We start from the raw sequence: 850 nt of genomic DNA on the forward strand, positions 1-850 counted from the left end.
CCCCACGGCCGCCCTCCCGCTCCACCGCCGGACGCCGCAATAGCCTGCGCGCATGACTGCCACGACCGCCCTGCCCGACGCCTTCTGCCCCACCGACGGAACCCGCGTCCCCGCGGGCACGCTCCGCTGGTCCTGCCCGGTCTGCCGGGGCCCGCTCGACCTCGACTTCTCCCCCACGCCCGCGCGCCTGACCTCGCTCACCGGGCGGGTCAACTCGCTGTGGCGGTACGCGGAGACACTCCCCCTGCCCGTGCCCGCGCTCTCCCTCGGCGAGGGCCGCACGCCGCTCGTCGAGCTGGCGGGCGGGATCTCGGCCAAGCTGGACTTCCTGATGCCGACGCTCTCCTTCAAGGACCGGGGCGCGGTCGTGCTCGCCGCCCTCGCGCAGCGGCTCGGCCCGGAGCGGGTCATCGCCGACAGCAGTGGCAACGCGGGCACGTCGGTCGCCGCGTACAGCGCGCGGGCCGGGCTCCCCTGCACGGTGTACGTGCCCGCGGGCACCTCGCCCAAGAAGCTGGAGCAGATCGGCGCGCACGGCGCGCGGCTCGAAGTCGTCGACGGGGGGCGGGAGGCGGGGGGGGGGGGGGGGGGGGGGGGGGGGGGGGGGGGGGGGGGGGGGGGGGGGGGGGGGGGGGGGGGGGGGGGGGGGGGGGGGGGGGGGGGGGGGGGGGGGGGGGGGGGGGGGGGGGGGGGGGGGGGGCCACGAGCTCTGGGAGGCCCTGGGCCGGCGGCTGCCCGATGTCCTCGTCGTGCCCGTCGGCAACGGAACGCTGCTGCTGGGCGCCGCGCTCGCGGTGCGCGAGCTGCACACGTCCGGTCTCATCGCGAAGGCGCCCGCGCTGTACGCGGT

2 pseudogenes are annotated in these 850 nt (G+C 79.4%); both read left to right on the forward strand.

Features of this window, described 5'->3' with window-relative positions:
• Positions 1–52 precede the first annotated feature (52 nt).
• Positions 53–578 (forward strand): annotated as a pseudogene (locus tag AB8Z36_RS41560) (pyridoxal-phosphate dependent enzyme); the annotation flags it as partial.
• A gap of 120 nt (positions 579–698) precedes the next feature.
• Positions 699–850: pseudogene (locus AB8Z36_RS42425) on the forward strand (threonine synthase); the annotation flags it as partial.

The sequence above is a fragment of the Streptomyces flavofungini genome, assembly GCF_041028215.1.
GTDB lineage: Bacteria > Actinomycetota > Actinomycetes > Streptomycetales > Streptomycetaceae > Streptomyces > Streptomyces flavofungini_B.